The organism is Bradyrhizobium sp. MI1.3, assembly GCF_055811695.1.
The window spans coordinates 123,917-142,387 of the sequence record NZ_JBVVPQ010000001.1 but is presented as its reverse complement, the minus strand read 5'-3'; the positions used below and the strand labels follow the sequence as shown (position 1 = coordinate 142,387).

The 18,471-nt window shown below is 63.0% G+C and carries 16 protein-coding genes and 1 pseudogene; 9 read left to right on the top strand and 8 right to left on the bottom strand.

All coding sequences use genetic code 11. The features are described from left to right. Positions 1 to 167: 167 nt before the first annotated feature. The 3 genes from AC0L3A_RS00645 (at position 168) to AC0L3A_RS00635 (ending at position 4,603) form a co-directional block, all read left to right on the top strand. Positions 168 to 1,478, top strand: coding sequence for an O-antigen ligase family protein (locus AC0L3A_RS00645; protein WP_473253346.1), 1,311 nt, complete (start codon positions 168 to 170; stop codon positions 1,476 to 1,478). Beyond that, positions 1,475 to 2,500 (top strand): glycoside hydrolase family 5 protein, encoded by a 1,026-nt coding sequence (locus AC0L3A_RS00640; protein WP_473253345.1) that lies wholly within the window; start codon positions 1,475 to 1,477, stop codon positions 2,498 to 2,500. The genes AC0L3A_RS00645 and AC0L3A_RS00640 overlap by 4 nt, the downstream gene beginning before the upstream one ends. 954 nt (positions 2,501 to 3,454) lie before the next feature. Further along, a complete protein-coding gene (locus AC0L3A_RS00635) occupies positions 3,455 to 4,603 on the top strand; it encodes an ABC transporter substrate-binding protein (protein WP_473253344.1) in 1,149 nt (382 codons plus the stop codon). A 34-nt stretch (positions 4,604 to 4,637) separates the two neighbouring features. On the opposite strand, the gene AC0L3A_RS00630 is transcribed toward AC0L3A_RS00635, so the two are convergent. Next, the gene (locus AC0L3A_RS00630) at positions 4,638 to 5,396 is read right to left on the bottom strand and encodes an SDR family NAD(P)-dependent oxidoreductase (RefSeq protein ID WP_007593048.1); all 759 of its coding nucleotides are present in this window, start codon (positions 5,394 to 5,396) and stop codon (positions 4,638 to 4,640) included. A 160-nt stretch (positions 5,397 to 5,556) separates the two neighbouring features. Here AC0L3A_RS00630 and AC0L3A_RS00625 point away from each other — a divergent pair. From AC0L3A_RS00625 to AC0L3A_RS00600, 6 genes and pseudogenes are all read left to right on the top strand, one after another. Beyond that, positions 5,557 to 6,818 (top strand): annotated as a pseudogene (locus AC0L3A_RS00625) (extracellular solute-binding protein). Positions 6,819 to 6,820: 2 nt separating this feature from the next. After that, positions 6,821 to 7,762 (top strand): carbohydrate ABC transporter permease, encoded by a 942-nt coding sequence (locus AC0L3A_RS00620; RefSeq protein ID WP_473253413.1) that lies wholly within the window; start codon positions 6,821 to 6,823, stop codon positions 7,760 to 7,762. Next, positions 7,755 to 8,603 carry a carbohydrate ABC transporter permease gene (locus AC0L3A_RS00615; protein ID WP_473253343.1) on the top strand — a complete coding sequence of 283 codons (849 nt, stop codon included), beginning with the start codon at positions 7,755 to 7,757 and terminating at the stop codon, positions 8,601 to 8,603. The genes AC0L3A_RS00620 and AC0L3A_RS00615 overlap by 8 nt, the downstream gene beginning before the upstream one ends. A gap of 22 nt (positions 8,604 to 8,625) precedes the next feature. Beyond that, positions 8,626 to 9,723: a Gfo/Idh/MocA family protein gene (locus tag AC0L3A_RS00610; RefSeq protein WP_473253342.1), complete on the top strand. Its 1,098-nt coding sequence runs from the start codon at positions 8,626 to 8,628 to the stop codon at positions 9,721 to 9,723. A gap of 10 nt (positions 9,724 to 9,733) precedes the next feature. Next, positions 9,734 to 10,378 carry a ThuA domain-containing protein gene (locus AC0L3A_RS00605; RefSeq protein WP_219684414.1) on the top strand — a complete coding sequence of 215 codons (645 nt, stop codon included), beginning with the start codon at positions 9,734 to 9,736 and terminating at the stop codon, positions 10,376 to 10,378. Beyond that, a complete protein-coding gene (locus AC0L3A_RS00600; protein ID WP_007593037.1) occupies positions 10,375 to 11,424 on the top strand; it encodes a LacI family DNA-binding transcriptional regulator in 1,050 nt (349 codons plus the stop codon). The genes AC0L3A_RS00605 and AC0L3A_RS00600 overlap by 4 nt, the downstream gene beginning before the upstream one ends. A gap of 24 nt (positions 11,425 to 11,448) precedes the next feature. Here AC0L3A_RS00600 and AC0L3A_RS00595 read toward each other — a convergent pair whose 3' ends face one another. Genes AC0L3A_RS00595 through AC0L3A_RS00565 form a run of 7 tightly spaced genes read right to left on the bottom strand, consistent with a single transcriptional unit; the run spans position 11,449 to position 18,471 of the window. After that, positions 11,449 to 12,075 carry an FMN-dependent NADH-azoreductase gene (locus AC0L3A_RS00595; protein WP_007593035.1) on the bottom strand — a complete coding sequence of 209 codons (627 nt, stop codon included), beginning with the start codon at positions 12,073 to 12,075 and terminating at the stop codon, positions 11,449 to 11,451. Between the two features lie 3 nt (positions 12,076 to 12,078). Then, a complete protein-coding gene (locus AC0L3A_RS00590; RefSeq protein WP_007593033.1) occupies positions 12,079 to 13,653 on the bottom strand; it encodes an isochorismatase family protein in 1,575 nt (524 codons plus the stop codon). A 17-nt stretch (positions 13,654 to 13,670) separates the two neighbouring features. Then, positions 13,671 to 14,519, bottom strand: coding sequence for an MBL fold metallo-hydrolase (locus AC0L3A_RS00585; protein WP_007593031.1), 849 nt, complete (start codon positions 14,517 to 14,519; stop codon positions 13,671 to 13,673). 41 nt (positions 14,520 to 14,560) lie between these two features. Next, positions 14,561 to 15,445 carry an amidohydrolase family protein gene (locus tag AC0L3A_RS00580; RefSeq protein ID WP_473253341.1) on the bottom strand — a complete coding sequence of 295 codons (885 nt, stop codon included), beginning with the start codon at positions 15,443 to 15,445 and terminating at the stop codon, positions 14,561 to 14,563. Beyond that, the gene (locus tag AC0L3A_RS00575; RefSeq protein WP_473253340.1) at positions 15,442 to 16,563 is read right to left on the bottom strand and encodes a vWA domain-containing protein; all 1,122 of its coding nucleotides are present in this window, start codon (positions 16,561 to 16,563) and stop codon (positions 15,442 to 15,444) included. Before AC0L3A_RS00575 ends, AC0L3A_RS00580 begins: the two co-directional genes overlap by 4 nt. Further along, positions 16,560 to 17,441, bottom strand: a complete 882-nt coding sequence (locus AC0L3A_RS00570; RefSeq protein WP_219684410.1) for an AAA family ATPase — start codon at positions 17,439 to 17,441, stop codon at positions 16,560 to 16,562. Before AC0L3A_RS00570 ends, AC0L3A_RS00575 begins: the two co-directional genes overlap by 4 nt. Before the next feature lie 7 nt (positions 17,442 to 17,448). Next, positions 17,449 to 18,471 (bottom strand): xanthine dehydrogenase family protein molybdopterin-binding subunit, encoded by a 1,023-nt coding sequence (locus tag AC0L3A_RS00565; RefSeq protein ID WP_473253339.1) that lies wholly within the window; start codon positions 18,469 to 18,471, stop codon positions 17,449 to 17,451.

The following is an 18,471-nucleotide window of genomic DNA, read 5'->3' as shown; positions in this document are numbered from 1 at the left end:
GCAGGGTCATTACAGGCGAGACACCGGCGGCGTGTGATTTGCGCTAATGCTTCAAGCAGGGCTCGTATCGTTACCAAACCGTTAATTTCTCGCAACGGCGCCGCCTCGCGGCGTGAAGATCGACCTGCGCTAGCGAATTATTAACCGCGCTTAAGGAAGGTCATCTCATGGCCAGCCTGCAGACCGAGGTGGATTCCGGGGCACCCGGGCGCGCGATCTGGACGACGCGCAGCGTTGGCGTCGAGAGGATAGCCAGGATCGCGATCAGCTGTTCGATCACCATCAACGTGGTCGCATCGATGGGCATCTTCAACGCTGCGCTAGTGCCGGCGGAGCTGAGCTTTCTGCAACAGGCCATAGCCCTTCTGATGTGGGCTATCCTGATCTACGCAAGTGCATTCGTGCAGCCGCGCCTGCGGTTGCAGGTCAATCCCGATCTGGTGGCGCTGGTCGCATTCTATGCCTTCGCTATTCTCTCGGTGTTCTGGTCCAGCCTGAGCGTCGCGGCGATCATGAAGAGCGCGGCGCTTGCGATGACGACGTTCGGCGCATTTTGCCTCGTCACGCGCGTCGACGTGGACGACATCGTGAGAGCCACGGCCCTTGGGCTCTTCATATTGGTCGCCGCGTCGGCTGTCTGTGCGTTGGCCGTGCCCGACATCGGGATCGACCACAGCTGGATGCACAACGGTCAATGGCAGGGCGTCTACGAATCCAAGCAGACGCTCGGCTTCGTCGGCGCGTATCTGATGTTCTTGGCCTGCTATCAAAAGATGACGGGGCAGGGGTGGCTGGCCTTCCTCGCCGTGTTCCTGTTGGCGTCGACATGTGTGCTCGCGTCGGAATCGCGCGGCGCCGGCGCTGTCGCCCTGGCCGCCTGCGCCATGCTCGTGACCTCGATGTGGTCGGTCGGCTGCATGAGGCTCTATGCGCTCCTGCCGTCGGTCATGTGCGTTCTGGCCGGACTTCTGATCCTGTATTTCTACGTGACGGGATACGACGCGATCCATATCGGCGATGCCAGTATCGATTTCACCGAACGAACCTTCATCTGGCATTACGCGATAAGCCATTTCAACGATGCGCCGCTGCTCGGCTTCGGCATCAACGGCTTCTGGACCATCCCGTCGATCTACGATTATTTCGAACAGAATCACGGCTGGGTGCTCGACAATTATCACAGCGGCTACATCGCGATCTTGATGGAAACCGGCTTCCTGGGGTACATGCTCTTTGCTGCGACCGTCCTCCTGTTTTCGCACAAGATCCTTCATCTGATTTCCGCTCGCACGATCGACCGATCGCATTGTGCCCTCATCATCGGATTTGTCGTCCTCAGCTTTCACACCAATTTTACGGAGACGACGTTCCTTCGCTCGACGATGTTCACATCGGTGCTCCTGGTGGGATTTTTCTTCGCGACGTGCAGGCCGGTGCGACCGACGGAATTCCAGGCTCTAGGAATGGAAGCGGTATGACCGCCACGCGCGCTCGCTGGTCGAGAAGCTTCAATCTCGCGGTAGCGGCGTTCTTCCTTGCATCGCTGTTCTCCCACGCCCACGGGGCCGAGCAGACCGCCGCCCGTGACATGCCAAAACTGGGTCGCGGTATCAACATTCTCGGCTACGATGGTATCTGGGAAGGCGGCCAAAACGCGCCATTTCGCCTGGACAATCTGACCGCCATCAAGAAAGCCGGGTTCGCGCATGTCAGGATCAATTTCTTCGGCTTCAAGTTCATGGGGCCGGGGAATGTCATGGACGAAATCGTCCTGAGGCGGCTCGACGCCGTCATCGAGGAGGTTCTCGCGAGGAAGCTCGTTCCCATCGTCGACGAGCACGATACTCATCTTTGCCAGCGCGACGTTTCCGAATGCGCCGAGAAGCTCAAGGCGTTCTGGCGGCAGATCGCCGAGCGCTATGCCGGAAAATATCCGGCACTCGTCTTCGAGGTGTTGAACGAGCCTGGTGGGGAAATGACGTCCGCCGGCTGGAATTCGCTCCTCAATGAATGTCTCGGCATTATCCGCCGCACCAATCCCGAACGGCTGGTCATCGCCGCCGTTCTCAACACCGACGAGATCCCTGTCGACGCGCTGGTTCTGCCGCCAGAGGACAGGCATCTCATCGTCACGTTTCATTATTACGCGCCGATACGGTTCACCCATCAGGGCGCGCCGTGGTCTCCGACGTTTTCGCGGATCGGGCCCCTGGACTGGGGCAGCCCGGAGGATGAAGCGAAGGCTGCCGCGGACTTCAGGAAGATGAGCCTCTGGGCGGAGAAAGAGCAGCGCCCGGTTTATGTCGGCGAGTTCGGAGTGTACGAGCGTGCGCCATCCGACAGCCGGCAGCGATATTTGTCATTCGTGGCGAGAAGCGCCGATAGGCTCGGCTGGTCATGGGCCTACTGGCAGTTCGATCACGACTTTGCCGCCTTCGACAGCGCGCGTCAGGCCTGGAAGCCAGGTATCCTGCGTGCGCTGATGCCGCCGGCGCGTTGAAGTCGGGTCCCAAGCCCGCTCATGTCGCGGAAGGAGTGTCGGGCCTTGACCCGTCGGGCAAAACACCCGCCACCGCGTCAACCCCTCTCCGCAAAAATATTCCACGTTACCGAAATTCGGTTTTGACGTATGTATCGGCCATCCCGGCTCATCCTTGAGGGGCGATCTTGTGGTCGTCATGTTCGCGAGCCGGGCTTGCGGTGGACGCGGCAGCGTTCGGGTGCGAGTGGCCAAGGGCAGGGCGGATTGCTCTCCGTGAGCCCAAGGCTTCGTTCCGACGAGCGGCGCTGCTAGGCTTCGTCTCGTCTGTAAGTTTCCGGCTCCGTCGACAGGGCTGGAAAAACTGCGGCGAAATGGCGGGCCGTGCGTACGGCAAAACCGTGTGGTCCTGGCCGTCGTTGCTACGGTCAAGCCCTGGCGAATGCGGCATCTGCGTCAACCGGCGCGGTGCCGGTGAATTTCGCGAAGGCGAGGGAGGCCAAAGAGAACTCGGCTCCCGGGAGAGCACGGCATAAGCCGTCCAACCATCGCGCAGGGAAGGCCGAGTGATTGGCTACACCTGTATGCTGCTGTGCGGTTTTCCTGCGTGTGCTTTTCGCGCAGCGGACCGCGGGTGCCAGCCGGCACCCGGCCTTCCCTGCGCCCTCTTGGATTTGAGGGTGGAGTGACCAGGCAAACCTCGGGCGAATTTCGCCGCGAGAACGCGGCGGTGCGTCCGCCAACCCCAATATTCCGGTTCGGGCACCGATGACTTGTCCCTAACGCTAGGGACAGACACGTTGCTGCGATCCGCTTAGCATGGCCCGCCCGGTTGCTCGGGACCGCAGGAGGAAACGCGTATGTCGGACGACATGCCTCTTGAGCGGCGACGGTGTCGTGGGGAGCACTGCAAGCTCGAGCCGGGGCGCCGACGCAGCCGGCGGAATCGTCAAAGCGGACAGGGAGGAACAGGACATGAAGGTCGGTTTCGCGCGAGCCTCGCTTCTTGTGGCATGCGTCCTTTATGGAAATGCGGCTCACGCGGACATCAAAATTGGAATTGTGATTTCGGCAAGTGGCCCGGGATCCGCACTGGGACAACCGCAGCTCAAGACGGTTGCAGCTCTTCCGAAAGAGATCGGTGGAGAGAAAGTGACCTATATCGTCCTGGACGACGAGTCGGATTCGACAAAAGGGGTCCAGAACGCACGCCGGCTGGTGATCCAGGACAAGGTCGATGTGCTGGTCGGCTCCTCTCTGACGCCGGTGACCATGCCGATGCTGGATGTCGCGCTCGAATCGAAGACGCCGCTGCTGTCGCTCGCTGCCGCTACCGCCATCGTTCAACCGATGGATGAGAAGCGCGCCTGGGCCTTCAAGGTCGTTCCCAATGACGACCTCATGGCGGCCGCCATTCTCAAGCATATCGCGACGTCAGGCGTGAAGACGCTGGGCTATATAGGCGTTTCGGATGGATACGGCGAGGGCTACTACAAGGAGGTGAGCCGCCTCGCGCCCGCGCTGGGGCTGACCGTAACCACACACGAAGTCTATGCGCGAGCCGACACCAGCGTCACCGGTCAGGCGCTGAAGGTGATGTCGACCAATCCGGATGCCGTCTTCATCGCGTCCGCAGGAACTCCGGCCGTCTTGCCGCAGCAGGCGCTCCGCGAGCGCGGATACGCCGGGAAGATATTTCAGACTCACGGCGTGGCCAGTGAGGAATTCATCAAGCTTGGTGGCGCGAACGTCGAAGGTGCCGTATTCGCGGGCGAGGCCTTTACCATTGCCGCCGACCTCCCCACGGGAGATCCGTTTCGTCGCTCGACGGAGGAGTTCGTGACCGCGTATGAAGCGGCAAACGGGCAAAAGCCCAACATGTTCGCTGCTCACCTCTGGGATGTCGTCGCGCTGATCGGAAAAGCTTCGCCGGATGCGCTGAAGACGGCAAAGCCTGGCACAATCGAATTTCGCGCGGCCCTGCGGGACGCACTCGAGCGAGGGCAGAACATCTATCTCAACAATGGGCTGTCGAACATGAGCAAGGCCGATCACAACGGCTATGATGAGCGCTCGGCCTTCCTGATCAAGGTCGAAGGCGGGAAGTTCCGCCTGGCAAAGTAGCGGCGCGCCAATGCACGATCTCGCCTGCTCCGCCTCAGACCCAGCCTCCATCGACGATGTAGTGCTGGGCTGTACAGGCGGAAGCCTCGTCGGAAGCGAGGAAGATGGTGAACTTCGCGATCTCGTCCGGCATGAGCTTGCGCTTCAGGCATTGTCGTTGCATCAGCTCGACCTCGCCCTGTGGCGTCATCCATTTATCGAGCTGGCGCTCGGTCATGATCCATCCCGGCGCTATCGCGTTCACGCGGATGTTGTAGGCGCCATAATCGCGCGCCAGGGAGCGCGTGAGACCGATGACGCCTGATTTGCTGGCGGTGTAGGCGGCCATGCCGCCTTGTCCGGCGATCCACGATACCGAACCGAAATTGATGATCGCGCCGGCATTCGCCGCCTTCATGTCCGGCAACACGGCCTGCGCAGCAAAGAACTGGTGCTTCAAGTTGACCGCGACACGGTTGTCCCAATATTCCGGTGTCATTTCCTCGGTGCTGTGCCGCTCGTCATGTGCGGCATTGTTGACGAGGATGTTGATCGCGCCGTGCACGTTGCGCGCCTCCGCGACACCGGCACGCAACGCGGCGATATCGGTCAAATCGACACGCATGAAACGCGCGCTAAGACCTTGATCCGACAGCTCGCGTGCCAGGGATTGGCCCTCGTCGACTTTGATGTCGAAGAACACGACATTGGATTTCTGCTGTGCGAAGCGCCGCACGATCGCAGCGCCAATTCCGGATGCGCCCCCGGTGACGAGAACGACCTTGCCGGCGAGGTCGGAATAAACGGCAGCCATGGATATCCCTCGATTTGCGTTGGGGCAGCGCGACGCGCCGCCCGATTCTCGCGCTCACCTTAACGACCTCCTTCGTGAGGTGCATAGATCAGAATTTTAGTTGCGTACCTCAAAAATCGAAGGCAGGATTGCACCAGAGAATAAAAGCCGTTGGGAGGATGTGAAGAGACTGCTCGGGAAACTGGGACTGGCCGTTGTCGCATGCCTGCTCGGAGCGAAACTCGCTGCGGCCGATACGACGGTGAAGTGGCTGCACATCGAGGCCAACCCGGCCCAGGTCAAAATCTGGGAAGAGGTTGCGCGCGCCTTTGAGGGGTCGCATCCGGGCGTCAAGGTCGAGATGCAGTTCCTCGAGAACGAGGCCTACAAGGCCAAGCTGCCGACCATCCTCCAATCCAAAGACCGGCCCAACATCATCTACAGCTGGGCGGGCGGTGTCCTGAAGACGCAGATCGAGGCCGGCGTGCTCGACGACATCACCGATTCTGTGAAGGGCTACAGCGACAGTCTCACGCCGGCGGCGCTCGCCGCCTTCACCCGCAACGGCCGCGTTTATGGTCTGCCCACGGCGCTCTCGCAGGTCGGCTTCCTCTGCAACAAGGAGCTGATGGCCAAGGGGAAGGTCGATCCTGCCGGGATCAAGAGCTGGGACGAACTGCTTGCTGCCGTGAAGGCGTTGAAATCCGCCGGCGTGACCCCGATCGTGGTCGGCGGCGCCGATAAATGGCCACTGCACTTCTACTGGACCCATCTTGCTGTGCGCATCGGCGGCAAGGCGGCGTTCGATGCGGCGCTGCGCGGCGAGAACGGCGGCTTTTCCGGGGAAACCTTCCAGAAATCCGGCGAGCTGTTCAAGCAGCTCGTCGATCTCCAGCCGTTCCAGAATGGCTTCCTGGGCTTCAAGAATCCGCAGGCGGTCGGCTATTTCGGCGACGGCAAGGCGGCGATGACGCTGGCGATCAGCACGGTCTATCATCTGCAGCGCGCTCTCGCCGCCGACAAGGTCGGATTGACCGAGGACAAGATGTGCTGGTTCGACTTCCCGGTCGTGACCGGCGGCAAGGGTGCGCCCACCGATACGCTCGGCGGCATCACCGGTTGGCTGATTACGAAAGGCTCGCCGAAGGAAGCCGTCGATTTCCTGAAATACTTCGTCTCCAAAGAGGTGCAGACGCGGCTTGCCGCCGGCAACTTCATCATCCCGGTGGTGCAGGGCGCGGACGCAGGGCTGAACAACAGCTTCATGAAGCTGATCGCCGCCAATCTGGCGAATTCGAACTACCACCAGAACTTCTATGACCAGAGCCTGGGTCCGTCGGTCGGCCGCGTCGCCACGACGTCACGGCCGAGATCGCCGGCGGCAGCATGAGCCCGCAAGAGGCTGCCAAGGCAATCGAGGCGGCGTGGAAGCAGGGCAACTGACGGTGGCGCGGCGGACCGCGAGCGTGTCGGCGATCGGTGCTGCTGGCGAGATGGTACCGCAAGTCAGGGTCCGTGGCCCGGTTTGGGACGGCAGGCTGACGGTGCTCATCCTGTTCCTGCCGCCGGCGCTGCTGTTGTTCACGTTGTTCGTTGTGCTGCCGATCGGCGAAGCAGCCTGGTATTCGGGCTTCAATTGGAACGGGTTCGGCAGGCCGACCCACTGGATCGGTCTGGACAATTACCGCTTCGTGCTGGAGACCCGCGCCTTCTGGCTCGCGCTGCGTAACAACGGCCTGATCATCGCTGTTTCGCTCGCCATCCAGCTGCCGCTTGCGCTGACGCTGGCCTTGATGCTCGCCGAGCGCTTTCGAGGGGCGGTGGCGCTGCGCATGCTGTTCTTCATGCCCTATATCCTGGCGGAGATCGCGACCGGGTTGATCTTCAGCTTCGTCTATGATGGCGACTACGGCCTTGTGGCTTCGATCTGGCGCAGCTTCGGCGCCGAGCCTCCGCATCTGCTGGCTTCGACCGATACGGCGATGCTGGCGGTGCTGATCGTGATCGTCTGGAAGTACTTTGGCTTCCACATGATGCTTTTCATCGCAGCGCTCCAGAGTCTCGACAAGAGCCTGGTCGAGGCGGCACGCATCGACGGCGCGACCCGATCGCAAGCCTTGCGACATGTGGTCATTCCCTTGCTCTATCCGACGATAAGGCTCTCCGTGTTCTTCGCCATCGTCGGCTCGCTGCAGCTGTTCGACCTCGTCATGCCGTTGACGCGCGGGGGGCCAGCGGACTCCTCGAACACGATGGTGAGCTTTCTCTACAACAACGGCATCTCGCGCATGCGGGTCGGCTACGGCAGCGCCATCGGCGTCATCCTGTTTGCGATCTGCGTGACCTTTGCCTTCACGTACAAGCGATGGTTCATGCGCGATGAGTAACGCCAGGATCATTCGCGCGCCGTTCGATCCCTCAATGCTGTTCAAGCTGGTGTTCCTCGTTGTCGTCGCCATCATCGTAATGGTGCCGCTGCTTGCGACTTTGTTCGGTGGTTTCAAATCCCTCGGCGAACTGCGCGTCAATCCGTTCGGCCTGCCACGTCACTGGGAGTGGCAGAATTATGCCGACATTCTGTTCTCGGCACGCTACTGGCAGCTCTTGCGCAACTCGCTGATCATCTCGACCCTCACGGTGGCCCTGACCCTGATCGTCGCCTCGATGGCGGCGTTCACCTTTGCCCATATCAGGTTCTATGGCAGCTCGATGCTGCTGAGCTACCTGACGCTAGGCCTGCTGTTTCCGGCGGCGACAGCGGTGCTGCCGCTCTTCATCAAGGTGCGCGATCTCGGATTGCTCGATACATATTTTGGCGTTGCCCTGCCGCAGGCGGCCTTCGGTCTTGCGATGAGCGTGCTGCTGCTGCGGCGCTTCTTCAAGGACATCCCGTACGAACTGCTGGAAGCCGCGCTGGTCGACGGCTGCAGCTATATCAAATTCTTCCGCTATGTGACGTTGCCGTTGTCGCGGCCGATCCTGGCGACCGTCGGTACCATCACCTTCGTCAACAGCTGGAACGCCTATCTGTTGCCGCTGGTGATGCTCAACACGGACGCGCTCTATCCCTGGCCGCTCGGCATCATGGTTTATCAGGGCGAGTATTCGTCCGAGTGGCATCTGATCCTGGCCTTCATCACACTGACCATCCTGCCGACGATCATTATCTTCCTTCTCGCGCAGAAACACATCGTCGCAGGCCTCACTGCCGGCGCGGTCAAGGGATGAACGGCACCTCACGGAGATCACAATGAGAAAAGTCGGCATCGGCATCATCGGCTGCGGCAATATCAGCACCGCTTATCTGAAGGCGGCCCAGCGCTTCCCGGTCATGGAAATCAAGGCGCTCGCCGATATGCGCAGCGACATCGCAGAGCGGCAAGGCGCCGCCTTCGGGCTGCCGGCGATGCGGGTTGATCAACTGCTCAAGCGGGACGACGTTGAGATCGTCATCAATCTCACCGTGCCACTCGCCCACACCGACGTCAGTCTCGCGGTGCTGAACGCCGGCAAGCACGTTCATTCCGAGAAGCCGCTCGGCATCAACGTCACGGAAGCCCGCAAGGTGATGGAGCTCGCCGCGCAGAAGAGTCTTCGCGTCGGCTGCGCGCCTGATACGTTCCTTGGCGGGGGGCACCAGACGGCGCGCAAGTTGATCGACGATGGTGCGATCGGCAGGCCTGTGGCCGGTAGCGCGTTCTTCGGCTGCCCCGGCCATGAGTGTTGGCATCCGGCGCCGGGTTTCTACTATTTGCGCGGCGGCGGGCCAATCCTTGACATGGGCCCGTACTACATCACCGATCTCGTGCAGTTGCTCGGCCCGGTGGCGAGCGTGATGGGCTCGACGGCGCGTCCGAAATCCGAGCGGTTGGTCACCAGCCAGCCGATGAACGGAACGCTGATCCCGGTCGAAGTTTCGACCCATGTCGCCGGCACGCTCGAATTCGAGAGCGGGGCGGTCGTCTCGATCGCGATGAGCTTTGATGTGCCCAAGCACCGACATGCGCCGATCGAGATCTATGGCGACAAGGGCAGCATGCTGGTACCGGACCCGAACCGCTTCGGCGGCGAGGTGCAGGTCGCGAAGACCGGCGGCGAGTGGGAGCCGGTGCCGCTGACCCACGGTCATGTCGACGGCGAGTTCCGTTCCATCGGTGTCGCCGACATGGCCTCCGCGATCCTGAACAACCGGCCGCATCGTGCCAGCGGTGCGCTCGCGTTCCACGTGCTGGAGGTGATGGAAGCGTTCCAGACCTCTGCCGACGAAGGGCGACGCGTCAAGATCGAGAGCTGCGTCGAACGGCCGGCGATGCTGCCGGCCGGGCGTGAAACCGGACAGATCGACTGAGGGAATGACCATGCGCAAGGCAATGATTGTATGGGGCGGTTGGCCGGGGCACGATCCCGATCTCTGTGCTTCGATGATCCGGGGCTGGCTGAAGGCTGAAGGCTTCGAGGTGCGGATCGAAACCACCACCGCCGCGTTCGCCGATCCCGCGATTCACGACCTGTCACTGATCATCCCGATCTACACCATGTCGAAGATCGAGAAGGCGGAAGCGCTCAATCTCTGCGCTGCGGTCCGTAGCGGCGTCGGGCTCGCCGGCCATCATGGCGGCATGGGCGACGCTTTCCGCGATTCTGTCGACTACCAATTCCTGTGCGGCGGGCAGTGGGTTGCGCATCCCGGCAACATCATCGACTACAAGGTCGACTTGACGAAGCCGGATGATCCCATCATGAAGGGCCTGAAGAGTTTCGAGCATCGTTCCGAGCAGTACTACATGCATGTCGACCCCGCCAACGAGGTGTTGGCGACGACGACCTTCACCGGCGAGCACGCACCCTGGATCGAGGGCGTGGTGATGCCCGTGGTCTGGAAGAAGCGATACGGCGCGGGCAGGGTGTTCTATTCCTCGCTCGGCCACCGCGCTTACGAGCTCGACGTACCGGAGATCCGTACGTTGATGATCCGCGGCATGCTGTGGGCGGCGCGCGAATGAATGCTGGTGCGACCCAGCCGGTGCTTCGTGCCACGCTCGAGGACGTCGCGCGCACGGCGGGTGTTTCGCTCGCCACCGTCGACCGCGTCGTCAACCGGCGCGAGGGCGTGCGCGCCAAGACCGTCGCGCGGGTCGAGGCCGCGGTGGCAAAACTCGGCTATCGAGCCGACGTCGCGGCCGCGCGGCTTGCCCGCGGGCAGACGTTCCGCTTTGCCTTTGTGCTGCCGACGGGTAGCAACAGCTTCATGACCAACCTGACCGAGCAGGTCCAGCGCACCGCGGACTGGCTCGCCGGCCAGCGCGGCTTCATTGATATCCTGCATGTCGACGTGTTCGATCCGGACGTACTCGCTGCCGCACTGGAAAATCTCTCGCCGGTGTATCAGGGCGTCGCCGTCATCGCGCTCGATCATCCCAGGGTGCGCGCCGCGATCGACGAACTCACCACGCGCGGGGTCGCTGTGGTGACCCTTGTGTCGGACGCGCCGAGCTCGCGCCGGCTGCACTATGTCGGCATCGACAACCCGGCGGCAGGCCGCACCGCTGCAACGCTGATGGGACGGTTCCTCACTGGTCGCGAGGGGACGGTGGCCGTGATCGCGGGATCGTTGTCGCTGCGCGATCACACCGAGCGGCAATTCGGCTTCCACCAGATCCTGTCCAGCGAGTATCCGAACCTGCTCGCGCTGCCGGTGATCGAGGGCCGCGACGACAGCGAGCGCACGCGGGAGCTCACTGCGGCACTGCTCGCGCGCCAGCCCGATCTGCGCGGCATATACTGCTGCGGCGCCGGCAACCGTGGCATCGCCGATGCGCTCGAGGCCTCGGGACGCGCGCGCGAGGTGGTCTGGATTGCCCATGAGCTGACTCAATACACACGGCGTTTCCTGGTCCGCGGCGCGCTCGATGCTATCATCAACCAGGATCCCGGCCACGAGGCACGGTCTGCGGCGCGAGTCCTGCTCGCGCATTGTTCGGGTGAGCCCATCAGCCCCGACCAGGAGCGCATCCGCATCGACATTTTTCTGCGGGACAATCTGCCGTAACCTTTGAGTCGCCTGCGGAGCGCATCAGAAGCTCGCGGCCATTGCGGCCAGACGTTGGTGGGCGCGTTCGCGGGCCGCCTCGATCGGCTGTTGCGGTCCGGTGGTTGGTCCGATTGGAATGAAACGGACATTGTTGATCCCGACAAAACGCAAAATTTCGCGCAGGTAAGGTGTTGCCATGTCGATGCGCCCGCGGTTCATTCCAGTGGCGAAATCGCTGCCACTGGCAATGATGACGATGGTCGGCCGGTCCTTCAGCAACGGGACATATCCCAGCGACGGATCGAACCGGAAGGTGAGCCCGGGCTGGACGATGACGTCGAACCATTGCTTGAGCTTATAGGGAATGCCGAAATTCCACATGGGCGTGGAAATCAACACCCGCTCGGCAAGCGCCAAGCGCACCGCCATCCGCTCGGCCTCCGCGAAGCTGTCCCGCTGCGCGTCGTTAAAGGCCTGCGCCTTCATCCGTGCATATTTGGCCTCGACAATGGGGCCTGAAAACTCCGGCAGGCGCTCGCGCCAGAGATCCATGACGTCCACGTCCCAATCGGGCCGAGCTTGGCGAAAGCCATCGAGGAAAACGCGGGCGCCGGCGCTTGACCAGGAGTCGTCGCGGGGCGAGCAGGACAGGTGCAGGAGCTTCGCCACCGCTCATCCCAGCGCTTTGATGACCGCATCGGCCCTGGTCACGACGGCGACGTTCTGCATGGCGAAGTTGATCGACGCGGCGTGCCAATCGGCGTTCATGGTCGAGCAGCAATCCTCAGGAACGATCATGAAGTAGCCCTTGTCGGCACCGGTCCGCGCCGTGTGCTCGACCGACATGTTGGTCCAGGCGCCGGTGTTGATGATCATGTCGCGACCGGTGGCTCTCAGGATCGTTTCGAGCTTCGTGCCTTCCCAGGCGCTCATTCGCACCTTCTCGACCACGAAATCGCCGGGCCGTGGTTCGAGACCTGAAACCGGTGCCGCGCCCCAGCTTCCGCGCACCATCGCCTTGCTGTCGACGAGACCCTCGAACAGTGGCGCATTCAGAGTCACGCCGGGCGCGCCGGGCTCAACGACGAACCAGACATGGATGACGGCGACGCCGCGCGCCCGCGCGGTTTCGGCCACGCGGCGGACGTTCTCGACGACATGCTGCTGGCGCGCATGCCCGGGCGCGCCGGAATCGGCAAAGGCGCCACCGTCCATGATGACGTCGTTCTGGAGGTCCTGGATGATCATGGCGCAGCGTCGCGGGTCGAGCTGCATCTCGCCGTCGGCGAGGACGGGTGCAGCGGAAGCAGAGCCGGCCGCCGCTGTGCCGCCGCCTCGCTTGCCGCTCATATAGGGCTCGTGGCGCGGTCCGACCTTGGTGGGAATGGCATAGACCGAGTGCGTCGAAGTCAGGTACAGCGTGCGGAAATCCGGCCCGCCCCAGGTAAGGTTGGCGACAAGCTCGGGCAGGCGGAGCTTGCCGAGCAGCTCGCTGCGCGGCGAATAGACCCACACGCCGCCGGGTGCCGTGACCCAGATGTTGCCGTGCTGGTCGCACTTCATGCCGTCGGGCAAGCCGGGCTCGAGCTCGGAGCGGATGCCGCTCGCGAACACACGCGCACTCGACAGCGAGCCGTCGCCGTTGACATCGAATACGCGGATCAGTGCCTGTACGGTGTCGTTGACATAGAGCAGTTTCTCGTCGGGCGAGAAGCACAGCCCGTTCGGCTGGTCGAACAGATTGCGGTCCACGACGAGCTTCGGCTCGGCGCCGGGCACCACGCGATAAACGCCCTGGAAACCGAGCTGCCTTGGCCGCTCGACGCCATAGACCGGCATGCGGCCATACCAGGGATCCGAGAAATAGATCGCGCCCGAGGAGTGCACGCAGACGTCATTGGGACTGTTGAGCTCCTGTCCCCCAAAGTGCGAGGCCAGCACCTCGCGCCGCCCATCCGGCCGCTCGCGGATCAATGACGACGTCGCGTGCTCGCAAACGATCAAATTGAGTTCGGCGTCATAGGTCATGCCGTTGCATTTGTTCGAGGGACGCTTGACCTCGGCGACGCCTCGCCGCGCATCCCAGCGCCGACGCACGTCGGCCGGCATGTCCGAGAACAGCAGATAATGATCGACTGGATGCCAGATCGGTCCCTCCGTGAAGTCAAAACCGGTGCCGATCTGCGCGACTGGTGCGTAGGGGTCAATCAGGGTCTCGAATTCGGAGCGTAAGGTGACGTGCGTCATCATCCATCCTCTGGCGTCTAGGCTGGAAACCAGTTGCGCTGGGGCAGGGACTGCACGACCGGCCCAGGCACCTGGTCGTGGAGTCGGCCGACGACGTTGCCACCTTCGATCTTGGCGGGACGGTCATGGACCGGCAGCAGATATCGCGAATTGCTGAGCAGCTTCTTGATGGCGGCCTTCTCGGCGCGCTTGGTGGTGCCGTGATTGCCGGTGGTGCGCGGCTCCCAGTCGTGGATCTCGTTGAAGGGCGTTACGATCTGGTCGTTGAAATCATAGATGACGTCGCCGCAAATTGTGGCGATGCCGTCGGCGGTTTCGACGATGATGTTCATCGAGCCCTCGGTATGCGCATTCGCAGCGTCGCAGTAGACGCCCGGCATCAGCTCGATGGGACCTGTGATCTCAAGGTCGAGAAAGCGCAGGGCACTCTTGGTGTGCAGACGGTCGATCAGATGCTTAATATCCGGCGCCGGATATTGCGGATGCATCAGGCCGGACACGGAGTATTCAAGCTCCCGACGGTTGAGGACGACAGTCGTGTTCATCGGAAACAGATCGTCCTTGCCGGCGTGGTCGATGTGCAGATGGGTGTGGCAGACGAAGCGCACATCGCCCATCCGCACGCCGTGCCGTGCAAGCTGGTTTTCGATCATGTGCTCGTGATACTGCAGGCCGCGCATGCCCAGCGTTTCCATGATCTGGTTGGAGCGGTAACCCGTATCGACCACCACCGGATACTTGCCGCCGAGGATCAGGAAACCGAGGGTGAGGACGCGGCGGGTGCGGCCGCAATCGCGGCCGAGAACCAAAAAGCTCGATTCCAGCTCAATATCGCCATAGTCCAGAATCTTGATCTCCAGCGGCATTCCGTCCCTCCCTGTGTCCGTTCTCGTTGTTTCCTCGGCGCTCAGAGCCGATAGACGCGCATGGCAGTGGTTCTGAAAACGGCTTCGCGCTGATCATCGCGTAGCGGCGCCGCGGCGACACGGAATGCATCAATCAACTCGCGGTAGTTGGTCCACAATTTCTCGATCGGAAAATTCGAGCCGAACAGGCAGCGTTCGGCGCCGAAGATCGCAATCGTATCGGTCAGGACGGACGCGATATGCGCGGGGTCGTTGCGGTGGATGAAGGTTCCGAGCCCCGACAGTTTCGACACGATGTTCGGGCATGCGGCGAGGCGGGCCATGCCGGCGCGCCACGCAGCGCGGCCTGGGGGTGAAAGGTCCTCCAGCATGCCGGCGTGCTGGAGGATAAAGGTCACCTTCGGGCAAGATTCCACAAGGCGCGCGGCGTCCGGAATCTGCGGCGTGAACACCTGAAGGTCAAAGCTCCAGCCATAATCCGCAAGGCGGGCGATGTTGCGCTGGATCACGGGATCGGTGCAGAGATCCGGCCGCGCGGCGAAGCGATAAAGCGGGTTCTCGTGCCAATGCAGTTGCATGCGAACGCCGCGTACGAGGGCATAGCGCTTCAGGCGATCGAGCTGTGGACGCACGTCATCCACTGAAAAGTCGGCGTAAGCTACGATGGCATGCGGCCAGCCGTGCTCCTCGGCGGTCTGCTGCACCCAGGCGGCCTCTTCCTCGAAGCGGTCATTGGCCCAGTTGGTCTGGACATAGACTGAGCGGGTGACGCCGCTGCCTTCGAGGTCGCGGAGATATTCCCCGATCGGGTAATCGCGCCGGATCGGCTCGTATGGACCGAAGATGCGCGGCTGCATCGGACCGACCAGCCAGGGCAGGTCAGCCTGGCGCCAGATATGATGGTGCCCATCGACGATATCCGTCACGCAACTCTCCTCTGTCCCAGCGCCAGCACATGCGCGACGATCGACGCGCTCGATCCACCATCGACCAGGTCGTCGACGAAGCGCTCGATCGCGACCAGCGCTTCGGTCTGCGGCCGAAAGCCGGAACCGGCCGCGAGCGGCGTCAGCCAGCTCACGCGCCACGCACGGCGCGATAGTTTCGCGACCGCATCGCGCAGCGCGTCGGGTTCGCCCCGCTCCAGGCAGTCGGAAATAATGATCACGGCAGCTCCTCGCGCGTATCCGCCAAAGCGGGGCACGGCGAGAAAGGCCTGAAGCGCCTCGCCGATCCGGGTGCCGCCGTCCCAGTCGCTGACCACATAGGCCGCGGCCTTGAGCGCCTGCTCGCGGCGCTTGAGACGCAACGGGCGGGTGATGCGGGTCAGCCGCGTGCCGAAGGTGAAGACCTCGACATTGGGTGCCGCCTGCACCAGCGTGTGCGCGAACTTCATATTCTCTTCGGTGCGCGTCTTCATCGAGCCGGAGACGTCAATCAGAAGCAACACCTTGCGTGGGCGGTGCCGCCGCTTCAAACGTCCCAGCCGGAGGATTTCGCCGTCGCTGCTAATGGAGTCGCGTAAGGTGCGGCGCAAATCCGCGTAGGGTCCGCTGCGAGCCCGCATGCGGCGATGGCCGCGCCGCTTCGGCAGGCGCCTGGGCGCCTCGCGGGACAGCCGGCGCAGCGCATCGGTGGTCGAGAGCTGCGCAAAGCGGCGCTCGACCAGCGCTTCGGCGCGCGCAGCTGCGAGACCGGACTCATTGGCTTCGTCCGACAACAGTGGCTCGTCGTTTCCACGGGCCTCCTCTTGGAGCCGAACTGTCTCGTCGTCCTCGCCGTCATCGACGCGCTCGATTGCCTCGTTTCCGCGAAAGTGCAGATCGAACAGCCGGTCGAACGTTGCGCGACGCTCCGGTGGAGGGGCCAGTGTTGCAAGGGCCGCCTGCCGAATGTCTTCCAGGCTGCGGGGACCGAGCAACTGGATCGCGGCGAGGAACGAGGTCGTCTGTTCCGGTGCGACGGCAAACCTGTTCGTTCGCAACAAGCTGACGAACGAGATGAAAACACGCGCAGCGCGCGGCAGTTCGGGTTCGGCGCTCATGCAGAGGCCTCCGCCAGCAGGGCGTCGAGGCGCGGCGAAATGAAGTGCAGATCCTCCTCGTCTTTCAGGGCAACGCCAATCGAGCGCCTGAAGGCATCGGGCCACCGTGCGCCGCCCTTGTGCAGCAGCGTGGCGGCCTCAGCCCAGTCAACGGCCTCGGCGATCCCGGGCGCCTTGCTGAGCGGCTCGCGTCGCAGCTTCTCGACGGCGGCGACGACGGCCCGCGCGGTCCCCTCGGCGACGCTGGAGGCCCGCATCATCACGATGCGGGCTTCGCGCTCCGCCGAGGGATAGTCGATCCAGTGATAGACGCACCGCCTCCGCAACGCTTCATGAAGATCCCGCGTGCGGTTTGAGGTGAGGACGACGACCGGGCGCTCAGAAGCGCGCACCGTGCCGCGCTCCGGGATCGAGATCTGAAAGTCGGACAGAAACTCGAGCAGGAAGGCTTCGAATTCCTGGTCGGCGCGATCGATTTCGTCGATCAGCAGCACAGTCGAGTCAGGCGCGCGCAGTGTCGCCAGCATCGGTCGCTCGATCAGAAAGGTTTCGCCGTAGATGTCGATGCTCTCATCGCCGGCCTGGCGGATGGCGAGCATCTGGCGCGGATAGTTCCATTCGTAGAGTGCTGCGGATGCGTCGATGCCTTCGTAGCATTGCAGGCGGATCAGGCGGCGGCCGAGGACGGCGGCGATGGCTTTGGCGGCTTCGGTCTTGCCGACGCCCGGCGCACCCTCGACCAGCAATGGTTTGCCCAGTGCCAGCCCGAGATAGGCCGCGGTCGCCAGCCCCTCGTCGGCGAGGTAATAGGCGGCCCGAAGCGCCTTCTCCAGTGCCTCGGGGCTGTCGATGCCGACGATGTTGCTGCGGACGGCCATCGCGACCTCAGCGCCGCGCCTGAGGGCGCGCGCCGCCCTCGGCCTTGATCGCGCGCAGCACCTTCTCCGGCCTAATCGGCAGATCGTCGATGCGAACGCCGACGGCGTTGAAGATGGCGTTCGCAACGGCCGGCAATACCGGATTCGCGCACATTTCCCCGGGGCCTTTGGCGCCGAAGGGGCCATCGGGAGCGGGGCGTTCCAACACGGCGATGTCGTGCGGGCAGATGTCGCCAGGACCGGGCATGATATATTCGACGAAGTCGCGAGGTCCGTGGACAGGGTCTGGATAATACGGTTCGGGAGTCTCGTAGAGCGCGTGACTGACACCCATCCAGGCGCCGCCGACGAGCTGTTGCTCGACCAGGCGCGGGTTGAGCGCGCGGCCGAGCTCGTAGGCAGAGTCCATGCGGATCATCGTGACCTCGCCGGTCTCGTCGTCGACCTCGACCTCGGCGACAAGACAGGCATGGGCGTAGCAGGTCGCCGGCGACATCTCGCCGGTTTCCGGATCGACATTGGACAGAGGAACCAGGAAGATGCCACGGCCAGAGATGGTCTTGCCCTGCTTGAACTGCGCCGCGATGGCGACGTCCTTGGTGGAGATCGAGCGGTGCGGCGCGCCCTTGACGTGGATGTTCCCCCGGCCGTCGGTTTCGAGATCGGCGGCGTTGACCTCGAGTTCCTCTGCGGCGGCCTCCATCATCACGCCGCGCGCCTCGCGCGCTGCCGCCATCACGGCATTGCCGACGCGATGGGTGCCGCGCGAAGCGAACGAGCCCATGCAATGCGGACCGGTGTCGGAATCGGCGGTGTCGACGTAGACGTCCTCGACGGGTACGCCGAGCGTCTCTGCGCAGATCTGCCGCGTGACCGACTTCATGCCTTGGCCGAGATCGATCGAGGAAAGCGCCACGGTGAATTTACCGCTCGGATTGGAGTGAACCAGGGCTTGGCTGGGATCGCCGCCGAGGTTCATGCCGATGGGATAATTGACCGACGCGATGCCGCGTCCGCGATGTCGGGTCAT

Bases quoted from the DNA above. Each gene is read 5' to 3' on its own strand.
- AC0L3A_RS00570 (WP_219684410.1), bottom strand. From the start codon at position 17,441: ATGGCCGTCCGCAGCAACATCGTCGGCATCGACAGCCCCGAGGCACTG.
- AC0L3A_RS00600 (WP_007593037.1), top strand. From the start codon at position 10,375: ATGAATGCTGGTGCGACCCAGCCGGTGCTTCGTGCCACGCTCGAGGAC.
- AC0L3A_RS00575 (WP_473253340.1), bottom strand. From the start codon at position 16,563: ATGAGCGCCGAACCCGAACTGCCGCGCGCTGCGCGTGTTTTCATCTCG.
- AC0L3A_RS00630 (WP_007593048.1), bottom strand. From the start codon at position 5,396: ATGGCTGCCGTTTATTCCGACCTCGCCGGCAAGGTCGTTCTCGTCACC.
- AC0L3A_RS00645 (WP_473253346.1), top strand. From the start codon at position 168: ATGGCCAGCCTGCAGACCGAGGTGGATTCCGGGGCACCCGGGCGCGCG.
- AC0L3A_RS00565 (WP_473253339.1), bottom strand. From the start codon at position 18,471: ATGACCCGACATCGCGGACGCGGCATCGCGTCGGTCAATTATCCCATC.
- AC0L3A_RS00590 (WP_007593033.1), bottom strand. From the start codon at position 13,653: ATGACGCACGTCACCTTACGCTCCGAATTCGAGACCCTGATTGACCCC.
- AC0L3A_RS00585 (WP_007593031.1), bottom strand. From the start codon at position 14,519: ATGCCGCTGGAGATCAAGATTCTGGACTATGGCGATATTGAGCTGGAA.
- AC0L3A_RS00615 (WP_473253343.1), top strand. From the start codon at position 7,755: ATGAGTAACGCCAGGATCATTCGCGCGCCGTTCGATCCCTCAATGCTG.
- AC0L3A_RS00610 (WP_473253342.1), top strand. From the start codon at position 8,626: ATGAGAAAAGTCGGCATCGGCATCATCGGCTGCGGCAATATCAGCACC.
- AC0L3A_RS00605 (WP_219684414.1), top strand. From the start codon at position 9,734: ATGCGCAAGGCAATGATTGTATGGGGCGGTTGGCCGGGGCACGATCCC.
- AC0L3A_RS00640 (WP_473253345.1), top strand. From the start codon at position 1,475: ATGACCGCCACGCGCGCTCGCTGGTCGAGAAGCTTCAATCTCGCGGTA.
- AC0L3A_RS00635 (WP_473253344.1), top strand. From the start codon at position 3,455: ATGAAGGTCGGTTTCGCGCGAGCCTCGCTTCTTGTGGCATGCGTCCTT.